General features: G+C 31.5%; 13 protein-coding genes and 1 pseudogene. 13 read left to right on the top strand and 1 reads right to left on the bottom strand.

The window, feature by feature from the left end:
* Window positions 1–350 (bottom strand): annotated as a pseudogene (locus VK998_RS02045) (substrate-binding domain-containing protein); the annotation flags it as partial.
* A gap of 208 nt (window positions 351–558) precedes the next feature.
* Between VK998_RS02045 and prdR the strand changes: the two are divergent.
* The 13 genes from prdR to VK998_RS01985 form a co-directional block, all read left to right on the top strand.
* Window positions 559–2,340, top strand: coding sequence for a sigma-54 dependent transcriptional regulator PrdR (gene prdR / locus VK998_RS02040; RefSeq protein WP_325224925.1), 1,782 nt, complete (start codon window positions 559–561; stop codon window positions 2,338–2,340).
* 151 nt (window positions 2,341–2,491) lie between these two features.
* Window positions 2,492–3,775, top strand: coding sequence for a proline reductase-associated electron transfer protein PrdC (gene prdC, locus VK998_RS02035; protein WP_325224923.1), 1,284 nt, complete (start codon window positions 2,492–2,494; stop codon window positions 3,773–3,775).
* A 16-nt stretch (window positions 3,776–3,791) separates the two neighbouring features.
* Complete coding sequence (gene prdA, locus VK998_RS02030) at window positions 3,792–5,645, top strand: D-proline reductase (dithiol) proprotein PrdA (RefSeq protein ID WP_325224921.1); 1,854 nt, start codon at window positions 3,792–3,794, stop codon at window positions 5,643–5,645.
* Between the two features lie 8 nt (window positions 5,646–5,653).
* On the top strand, window positions 5,654–5,854 hold the full coding sequence (locus VK998_RS02025) for a CBO2463/CBO2479 domain-containing protein (protein WP_325224918.1): 201 nt from the start codon (window positions 5,654–5,656) through the stop codon (window positions 5,852–5,854).
* Window positions 5,855–5,873: 19 nt separating this feature from the next.
* The gene (locus VK998_RS13105) at window positions 5,874–6,326 is read left to right on the top strand and encodes a glycine/sarcosine/betaine reductase selenoprotein B family protein (protein WP_475513922.1); all 453 of its coding nucleotides are present in this window, start codon (window positions 5,874–5,876) and stop codon (window positions 6,324–6,326) included.
* Between the two features lie 27 nt (window positions 6,327–6,353).
* Window positions 6,354–6,599, top strand: coding sequence for a hypothetical protein (locus VK998_RS13100; RefSeq protein ID WP_475513921.1), 246 nt, complete (start codon window positions 6,354–6,356; stop codon window positions 6,597–6,599).
* A gap of 120 nt (window positions 6,600–6,719) precedes the next feature.
* Window positions 6,720–7,613: a sulfite exporter TauE/SafE family protein gene (locus VK998_RS02015; RefSeq protein ID WP_325224915.1), complete on the top strand. Its 894-nt coding sequence runs from the start codon at window positions 6,720–6,722 to the stop codon at window positions 7,611–7,613.
* A gap of 180 nt (window positions 7,614–7,793) precedes the next feature.
* Window positions 7,794–8,798 carry a proline racemase gene (locus VK998_RS02010; RefSeq protein ID WP_325224913.1) on the top strand — a complete coding sequence of 335 codons (1,005 nt, stop codon included), beginning with the start codon at window positions 7,794–7,796 and terminating at the stop codon, window positions 8,796–8,798.
* 125 nt (window positions 8,799–8,923) lie between these two features.
* Entirely contained in the window at window positions 8,924–9,208 is a 285-nt protein-coding gene (gene rpsF, locus VK998_RS02005) for a 30S ribosomal protein S6 (protein ID WP_325224911.1), read from the top strand.
* Between the two features lie 20 nt (window positions 9,209–9,228).
* Window positions 9,229–9,660 (top strand): single-stranded DNA-binding protein, encoded by a 432-nt coding sequence (locus VK998_RS02000; RefSeq protein WP_325224909.1) that lies wholly within the window; start codon window positions 9,229–9,231, stop codon window positions 9,658–9,660.
* 16 nt (window positions 9,661–9,676) lie between these two features.
* A complete protein-coding gene (rpsR, locus tag VK998_RS01995) occupies window positions 9,677–9,901 on the top strand; it encodes a 30S ribosomal protein S18 (RefSeq protein WP_325224907.1) in 225 nt (74 codons plus the stop codon).
* 121 nt (window positions 9,902–10,022) lie between these two features.
* On the top strand, window positions 10,023–10,340 hold the full coding sequence (locus VK998_RS01990; protein ID WP_325224905.1) for a MazG-like family protein: 318 nt from the start codon (window positions 10,023–10,025) through the stop codon (window positions 10,338–10,340).
* Between the two features lie 17 nt (window positions 10,341–10,357).
* The coding region (locus tag VK998_RS01985) for a hypothetical protein (RefSeq protein ID WP_325224902.1) at window positions 10,358–10,557 on the top strand (200 nt) is incomplete at its 3' end.

The following is a 10,557-nucleotide window of genomic DNA, read 5'->3' as shown; positions in this document are numbered from 1 at the left end:
ACAGTATCATTTAATGAACCAAGGGAAATATATCCTATACTATATTCGTCACCAGTTACTGTAGTCATAACTGCATTGGTACCATTTTGAACTATTGCTTCAGAATAAGTTCTGTCCACTTTATTTCCATTTGCATCTTTTTCTAGTATTCCAACGATTTCCACAAAAGCTCCTCTAGTTCCTGAACCTTCTTCTCTAGTAACTACATTGATAGTACTACTGTTATCGAAACTATCCTCATTATTTGAATTAGATCCAACAGCGTTATCATTATTATCATCGTTTGTACAACCAGCTATTATAACCATCACCATAACAGCAATTAGAAATATACTTATAAATTTTTTCATAAATCAATTACCTACCTTTCTTAGCGTTTTTTTATTTTCAATATAAGCATAACTTGTGAATGTAAAATCTGTAGTATCTCAAATGTAAAATCTATGTAAAATTAACTATAAGTAAAACTAATAGCATTAGGTTCTAGTATAATTTTTAAAAATGATATAATATAAACATTAAAGCAATATTTACTATTAGTAAATGGGGTGGGGTATTATGTTTATGGTTTTAAAAGAGATTTTAGTAAAAGATGTAATGGACGACGAATTTTTGATTGCATATGAAAATTCTTCTTTATCAGAGATTAAAGAAAAATTGATAACAAATTATAAAAAGGAAATCTTTGTTTATGATAGAGAGGACAATCTACAAGGTATTATTACTATGAAAGATATATCTAATCTTACAAAAGAAAAGAAAATAGACATCCATAAAAAACATGCTAAAGACATTGCAATAAACGAAGTTATAACCATTTCTGAAGATTCTAATCTATTAAATTGCAGAAATTTAATGTTAAAAAATAATATTGGAAGATTAGCTGTATTAAAAAAAGACGGAATCATTGGAGTAATTAGACAAGAACATATTCGAGATTTTTATTATATGAAAATTGAAGAGATCTCATCTATTATAAAGAACGCAATAAATTATATCCATGAAGCTGTATGTATTATAGATAACAAAGGCATAGTTATAGTATGGAATGATAATGCAGAAAAATTATATAATTTACCTAAGGAAAAAATTTTGGGGAAACCTTTAGATGTCTTTTTCCCCAATGCTATTGATATGGAAGTATTACGAACTAAACATATAATTGAAAATAGATATCATGAACCTAGAAAAGGAACCTATATAGTTATAAGCGCTGCTCCAATTATAGTGAACAATAAATTTTTGGGAGTTGTAAGTACAGATAAAGACGTTACAGAGATGAGAGAGATTTCTAATAAGCTTAAAGAAGCTACAGAAAAGGTAAATTTTTTAAAGAATGAGTTAGAAAAAATATCTAATAGAGAAAAAAGATTTGTAATAGGAAAGAGCAAAATAATACAGCAAAAAATGGAAGTTGCAGAACTGGCAGCAAAAAGCAATGCTTCCATTCTTATATTAGGAGAAAGTGGTACAGGAAAGGAAGTTTTTGCAAAATATATTCATAAAATTAGTGGTTTAAAAGGAGAATTTATTCCAGTAAATTGTAGTGCAATTCCAAGGGAACTATTTGAGTCTGAATTCTTTGGATATGAAGAAGGAGCATTTACGGGAGCTAAAAAAAATGGGAAAGCAGGATATTTTGAATTAGCAAATAAGGGGACTCTCTTTCTAGATGAAATTGGAGACCTTCCTATGGAAATGCAATCAAAATTATTAAGGGCTTTGCAAGAAAATGCCATAAGAAGACTGGGTTCAGAACAAGATACAAAAATAAATGTAAGAATAATTTCCGCTACCAATAGAGATTTAGAGGAATTAGTACGAAAGAAAAAGTTTCGAATGGATTTATATTATCGTTTAAATGTAATAAATATAGAGATACCTCCTTTAAGGGAAAGAAAAGAAGATATTATTTTATTTATTAAATTCTTTTTAGAAGAATTAAACAGAGAATATAATAAAAATATTATAGGGATTGATACGGATGTAATTAATATTTTAACATCCTATAAATGGAAGGGAAATGTACGAGAACTTAGAAATATAATGGAACAGATGGTAGTATTATGCAGAGATGATTTTATAACTAAAGAGATGGTTCCAGAATATATAATACATGATGTAGAAAGAAATGAAGATATAGATATTTTTGATAAACTCAATGTTGATGAGATTGGACTACGGGAACAGTTAAGTGAATATGAAAAATATCTAATAAATAAAGCTTTGGAAAAATCAAAAGGCAATATAGTTAAGGCAGCGAATATCCTAAAGATTCCTAGAAGTACATTACATTATAAAATGGATAGCTATGAAGTAAATGTCAACAATCTGACTTAAATGTCAGAAAGTTGACATTTACTTTTTTATTTTTTTGTCTTTTCAACAATAAAATGGCATTTTTTAGCTATATATGCTTCAAAATTATATTGGCATATACTTTGCATATATTTAATAGTGAAATTTTAATCAAGAAAGAGAGGTGAAGATAATGGAAATCACAATACCTTTATTGCAACATATTGGTGCACCAAATACACCAATAATTAAAGAAAAAGAAAAGGTTAGTAGAGGTCAACTCATTGCAACACCCAATGGATTAGGAGCTAATATACATTCTTCTGTGGATGGGATGGTTAATAAAATAACAAATAATTTTATTAAAATTGAGGCTTTTGAGAACCAGTCTGAGGATTTTATCAAAATAAAAGATACTGAAAATAATTTAGAAGCTATAAAAGAGGCTGGAGTTGTAGGAGCAGGAGGTGCAGGATTTCCTACTCATATAAAGCTTAATACTTCTTTAGAAGAAGGATGCGTAATAGCAAATGCTGCTGAATGTGAGCCAACATTGAAACACAATATTAAATTAGTGGAGAAAAACCCAGAGATTATAGTAAGGGGATTAAAATATGTAATGGAAATTACTAAATCTCCTAAAGGACTTATTGCAATCAAACCTAAAAATAAAAAAGCGTTAATAAAGATTGGAAAAGCCATTAAAGAAGAACCTAATATAGAGATCAAATATCTATCTGATATGTATCCTTCTGGAGATGAACGGGTTATAGTAAGAGAGTTACTAGGGGTAGAGTTAGAACCAGGACAGTTACCACTGGAAGCAAAAGCAGTTATATGTAATGTGGAAACATTGAAGAATATAACTTTAGCAATAGAAGATAGAAAACCTGTAATAGATAAGGATCTTACCATTGGAGGACGAATTGAAGATGGGAAAGATGGCAAAGTGTTTTTTGATGTTCCAATAGGCACTAATGTTGAAGATTTAATTCAGCAAGTAGGAAAACCAATAAAACCTCATGGGGAAATCATAATAGGTGGAGCCTTTACTGGATTACATGGTGATGAGGATTCGCCAGTAACTAAAACTTCTGGAGGAATTACTGTAACCATGCCATTTCCTAAAGATGAGAGAAATATAGGTCTTCTTCTTTGCGAATGCGGCGGAGGAGAACAGCGTTTAAAGGAAATAGCTGAAGGAATGGGTTCAAATATTGTAGGAACTACTAGATGTAAACGAATGGTAAAAGTAGGAGAACGATATAGATGTGATAAACCAGGAGTCTGTCCTGGACAAGCTGAAAAAGTACTAGAGTTGAAAAAGCAAGGTGCAGAAGTCATATTGGTAGGTACTTGTCAGGATTGAACCAATACAGTCTCAGACGTAGCTCCTAGGTTAGGAGTTCCAGTTTATCATAGTACGGATCATATTCTAAGGGCCTATGGATTAGGTTTATATAGAAAAATTAAGTAAAAATAGGAGGGATAGAATGGCTATAACTGTTGAAGTAGCAGAAGAGCATAAGAATGATTTTGCTGTAACCTGTTGTAGATTTGAAGCAGGTGAGGAAATTAAACCATCTAATATTGAAGATCCTAATATTTTGCCAGACCTTGAAGATTCAGGATTAATAAATATTCCTGATGATTGTCTAACTATTGGTCAAGTGTTGGGGAAAAAACTTATTAAAACTGTAGAAGCTCTAACACCTCTTACACAAGATTTGGTAGATGGTGTCAATGAAATAGAAGAAGAGGAAGAAGAAAAAGTTGAAGAAAAAGGTAATATAGACAAAAATCAAGAAATAAAACCTAATAAAATTTCAAATGGCCAATTTGTTAGGGTCCATATTGGTGAGGGAAAAGACATTAATTTAGAGATACCAATTTGTTCAGGTGAGAATTTTCAAAGATTTGATACACCATCATCTCAAATGTCAGAAGAAAAGGTAGAAGAAGATTTAAAAAAACAAGAAAAGATAATAAGGAAGCTAACTAGAAAACATTATAAAATAGAAAAAGTTCTATTGGGAGATGAAACTAAAATAGAAGGGACTACCCTCTATATAAGAAAAGATATCACAAAAGATGCTGTAGATTCCCAAGAATTGGTTACTGATTTAGAAGTAGATATTATAACTCCAGATAGATATGGAGAATATAGCGATACTATAATGGATGTGCAACCAATTGCAGTAAAAGAAGAAGGTCAATTAGGGGAAGGAATTACAAGAGTTATAGATGGGGTAGTAGTTGTTGTTACTGGTACTGATGAAAATGGAGTACAGATTGGAGAATTTGGTTCATCAGAAGGAGAAATGGATAGAAATATTTTATTTGGTAGACCTGGTTCTCCAGATGAAGGAGATATATTGATAAAGACCAAAGTTACTATAAAAGAAGGTAAAAACATGGAAAGGCCAGGGCCTATGGCTGCTCATAGAGCAACAGATTTTATAACTCAAGAGATAAGGGAAGCATTAAAAATTGTAGATGAAGATCAAATATATAATGTAGATGAATTTGTTCAGAAAAGAAGAGCTAATAAAAAGAAAGTCCTTATAATAAAAGAAATAATGGGGCAAGGGGCTATGCATGATAATTTCATAATGCCAGATGAACCAGTAGGAACTGTAGGTGCCAAGGCAAATGTGGATTTAGGGAATGTACCTGTAGTTGTAACGCCTTTACAGATATTAGATGGATGTATTCATGCTTTAACATGTATAGGACCTGCTTCAAAAGAGACATCAAGACATTATTGGAGAGAGCCATTAGTTATTGAAGCTATGAATGATGAAGAGATTGATTTAGCTGGAGTAGTTCTTGTTGGTTCTCCTCAAGCCAATTCTGAAAAATTCTATGTTTCTAGATTACTAGGTTCAATGATTGAAACCATGGATTTAGATGGGGCTATAGTAACTACTGAGGGTTTTGGTAATAACCATATAGATTTTGCTAGCCATATAGAGCAAGTGGGTATGAGAGGAGTTCCAGTAGTTGGAATGACTTTTGCTGCAGTACAGGGTCAGTTGGTTGTAGGAAACAAATATATGGATGCCATGATTGATTTAAATAAATCAAGACAAGGAATAGAGAACGAAATATTAAGCAACAATTGCTTAACAAAGGAAGATGCAATTAGAGCATTAGCTATGTTAAAGCTAAAGATGGCTGGAGAAACAATAGAGAAAGCAGATAGAAAATGGAGTTCAGACGTAAAAATGGATAATATCAAACTAATAGAAGAGGTTACTGATAAAAATATAGAGATACCTAAAAATGAAACTTCATTAAAAATGAGTGAAAAACGTAGGACCATATATGAGAAAGATGAAGGATAGGTGAAAAAATGGATTCAACAAATGATTATATAAATCAAAATTATTTTCAAGGCAAAATAGTGGATATAAGTGATGGAGGAGTAGAAATAGAATTTAAAGGTCGCTTAGGAAATTTAAGAATACCCAAACGAATGATAATTAGTAAAAGTGAATTAGCAATTGGAAAAGAAGTAGGATTTATGATGACCTATCCAGAGGTTTTGGAATAAAGAAAAGGAGGTAGCAAAAATGAGTATGACTCTAGTAAAAGGTATGAAGTCAGAAATATATGTACCCATTACCCCAGATCCAGTATGGGCGCCAGTAACCAAAGAGTTAAATGAAATGACTATTGCTTTAGTTACTTGTGCAGGAGTACATTTAAAATCGGATAAAAGATTTAATCTAGCGGGAGATACTAGCTACAGAATAGTTCCTGGAGATGTTGATAGTAAAGATTTAATGGTATCCCATGGAGGATATGATAATAGTGATGTCAATAAGGATATCAATTGTATGTTTCCAATAGATAGGATGAAGGAATTAGTTGAAGAAGGTTTCATTAAAGGACTAGCACCTGTTAACTTCGGTGTTATGGGTGGTGGAGGAAATGTTGAGGTATTTACAAATGAAACTGGTCCAAATATAGCAAAAGAATTGCATGAGGAAAATGTGGATGCAGTTTTATTAACTGCAGGCTGAGGGACTTGTCACCGCTCTGCCGTGATATTGCAGAGAGCAATTGAAGAAAGTGGTATTCCTACAGTGTTAGTAGCTGCATTGCCACCAGTAGCAAGACAAAATGGTTCACCTAGAATTGTTGCACCTAAAGTACCTATGGGTGCAAATGCTGGAGAACCTAATAATGTAAAGATGCAAATGAATATTGTTAGAGATTCTTTAGAGCAATTGATAAAAATCCAAACACCAGGTACTATAGTTCCACTTCCATATGAATATGAAGCAAAAATATAAAGATTTCCTCCTAATTTCTTAGGAGGAAATCTAGCAAAATTTAAGTTGTATACTTATTTAAGGAATGCAATAAAGGTAATAGTTGTTTTTCTAAAGATTATTATAGGGAGGATATGCATTATGACAACTATATTATTATCGATTTTGGCTTTATTCGGTTTGACATCTACAACAGTGTTTGCGAAAGATGTTATTAAGAATAAAGATAAACTAGAAGATAACTCATGGATAAAACTTGGGGGAATAGGTTTTATTACTAATTTCTTTGATGTTCTTGGAATTGGTAGTTTTGCAACGGCTACGGCTTTATTAAAAATATTTGACCAGTCAGAAGATCGATTAATACCAGGAACACTTAATGTAGGTTTTACGCTTGCTGTTATATTGGAAGCTTTCATTTTTATAAAATCTATTGAAGTGGAATCAGTAACTCTGGTGTCAATGATTTTAGCGGCAACCATTGGAGCTTGGATTGGTGCAGGAATAGTATCTAAGTTTTCGGAAAGAAAAGTTCAAAGAGTTATGGGAATAGCTTTATTCTTAACAGTCCTTTTAATGTTGGCAGGTAAATTAGGTATAATGCCAAGTGGAGGTATGGAGATAGGCTTAAGTGGATGGAAATTAGTATTTGCAGTTATTGCAAATTTTATATTGGGAGCATTAATGACTGCTGGTATTGGACTTTATGCACCTTGTATGGCTTTGGTATATGCATTAGGAATGTCACCAAGAGTAGCATTTCCAATAATGTTTGGTTCTTGCGCTTTCTTGATGCCAGTTGCATCTGCTAGATTTGTTAAAGAAGGTGCATACAATCGGAAGGCATCAGTTGCTTTTTCAACAATAGGGCTCTTAGGAGTTATAATTGCTGCTTATATAATAAAAACTATGCCTATAGAGTTATTGACTTGGGTAGTTATGGCCGTAGTTCTATATACTTCATATACTATGTTAAAAGCTTCCAGAGAAGATAATAAGTTAGAAGATTCAGAAGTACTTTTAGATGAAGAGTAAAAAAAAATCAAAATTTTATGTCAATTTTTTTGAAAATGTCAGTAGTAGTAAGATATAATAATATATATGGAGATTTGATATTATAACTGTCCAATTTAAATGTTAAAGATAATTGAATGCTCAAATTTTGTTTTTTACATCTAAAGCATTGAAAAGACAATAGTCAAAGGAGACATAAAAATGTCCAAAATAAAGAAGATTTATGCTGTAGATACCCATACAGTAGGGGAACCAACAAGGATAGTTGTTGAAGGATTTCCCGAAATAGAGGGAAAAACAATGGTTGAAAAAAAAGAGTTCTTACAAAAAAATATGGACGATTTGAGAACTTCGCTAATCTTGGAACCTAGAGGACATGAAGGTATGTTTGGAGCTGTAATTACTTCTCCTGTAAATGAAAAAGCGGATATTGGAATAATTTTTATGGACAGTGGAGGATATTTGAATATGTGCGGTCATGGTTCAATTGGAGTTATAACTGTAGCTATTGAAACGGGGATTGTTGAAGCAAAAGGGTTTTATACTAATGTTGTATTGGATACTCCCTCAGGGCTAATAAGGGGTAGAGCTAAAGTTGAAAACGGTAAAGTAAAAGAAGTTTCTATAATAAATGTACCTGCATTTCTTTATAAAGAAAATATAGAAATAGAGCTTCCAGATTTAGGGAAAATTCCATTAGACATTGCTTTTGGAGGTAGCTTTTTTGCTATAGTTAATGCTAAGGATTTAAAAACAAAAGTATGTTCTGAAAATGTTAACAAATTGTTAGAACTAAGTCTAAATATTAGAAAGATTATTAATGATAAGGTAAAAATTCAACATCCAGAATTAAAACATATAAAAACTGTAGATTTAGTTGAAATATATGACCAGGCTACAGCTATAGAAGCAGATTATAAAAATGTTGTTGTATTTGGAAATGCTCAAATAGACAGATCCCCATGTGGTACAGGAACATCTGCAAAGATGGCAACCTTGTACTATAAAGGGCAATTAAAAGAAGGAGAAACATTTATATATGAAAGTATATTAGGGACTTTATTTAAGGGAAAGATAGTTGGAACAACTAATATAGGAAATTACAAAGCAATAATACCAGAAATTACAGGTTCAGCTTATATAACTGGGTTTAATCAATACATAATCGATCCTCATGATCCATTAAAACACGGCTTTGTTCTTTAGGATTTTTATAAATAGAAAATTTCAATATTTTATTGCACTTACATCATATTAATGATATAATTCTATAGATAAGTCCTTGCCCTATTAAACAATAGGGCCGTTTAGTCCAAAAGGAGGTGAAATATATGAGAAAATATGAAGCGGTTTTTATCTTTTTGCCAAGTCTTGAAGATGAAGCAAGAAATCAACTATTCGACAGATTGAAAGGTATCATAGAATCAAATGGTACTGTATCAGATGTAGATGAGTGGGGAGTTAGAAAGCTAGCTTACGAAATTAATGATATATCAGAGGGATATTATATAGTAATCAACTTTGAAACTACTCCAGAGACTGTAGAAGAGCTAGACAGAGTATGTAAAATTTCCGACAGTATAATGAGACATATGATAATCAGAGAAGATGAATAGAATTTAAGGTGGTGTTTTGGTTGAATAATGTAGTGTTAATTGGAAGACTTACAAGAGATCCAGAATTGAGGTACATCCCCAATACAGGGACTCCAGTATCAACATTTAGCTTAGCTGTAGATAAACAAGTATCTAAGGAAAAGAAACAAGAGATGGAAGCTAAAGGACAACCAACAGCCGATTTTATAAATATTGTCGTATGGGGAAGACAAGCAGAAAACTGTGCAAATTATCTAGCAAAAGGAAGACTAACTGCTGTTCAAGGAAGAATTCAATCTAGAACTTATGATGCTAAAGATGGTACTAGAAGATATGTAACTGAAGTTGTAGGAGAAAGAGTTCAGTTCCTAGAATGGGGAAATGAAAACAATTCCAATTTTGGTAGTTCAGATTCGGACTTTTCAGGAATAGATGGTTTTGAGCCAGTTGACGATGATAATATTCCATTCTAAAAAAGGAGGGAAGACGGTGCAAAGAAGATTTAAACCAAGAAAAAGAATTTGTAACTTTTGTGCAGATAAAGTTGAACATATAGATTATAAAGATATAAATAAATTAAAAAAATATGTTACTGAAAGAGGAAAAATTCTTCCAAGAAGAATCTCTGGTAACTGTGCAAAACATCAAAGAGAACTAACAACAGCTATAAAACGTGCAAGACAAATAGCATTACTACCATATAGTGCAGATTAAGAGAGGAATGACCTCTCTTTTTTTGTGTTTGACATATAATAATATACTCTGTATTATTTTAATAAGACTAATTTTTAATTATCATTATCTAAAATAGGATTATGATTAAAAGGGTGACGATATGGATGAAATGAAAGATATGGATATAATAAAAAATTTAAGAACCATTGAGTGGCTAAAAAGTGAGATATTGACTTCTGTTGCTAGCTTATACCAAATATTAGCTAAAGGAGAAAATGATGCTAAAGAGGATTTAGAAGATTTAATCTCTAATATAATGCTTTTAACTTTTTTATTAAGCAAAAGATTAGGAATAAATTATGAAGATATAAATTCTAATCTTTATGATAAGATAAAATTAAATATATTAGAAGGCCATAAAATTGAAAAATGGTATGGAGATTTGAGTGAGTTAATGGAGTTTTTACGAACTAAATAGAAACAGGGGTGAAAATTTTGAAAATAGATTTAAAAAGGAAAACTTTAGAAACCATATTTGCAATAGCGATTTCTACAATACTTATGCTAATAGGAATATATTATTTACCATTGATTATGTTTTTATATCCTATACTTTTTATTATATTAGGAGTTAGGTATGGATTAAATTATGCAGTATTAGGTTTAGCTATATCTGCTTTATCCTTGGGACTAAT

The organism is Schnuerera sp., from assembly GCF_035459645.1.
In the GTDB taxonomy this organism is placed as follows: Bacteria; Bacillota; Clostridia; order Tissierellales; family Tepidimicrobiaceae; genus Schnuerera.
Note: the sequence above shows the minus strand (reverse complement) of the source record. Positions and strands in the feature narration are given on the sequence as shown.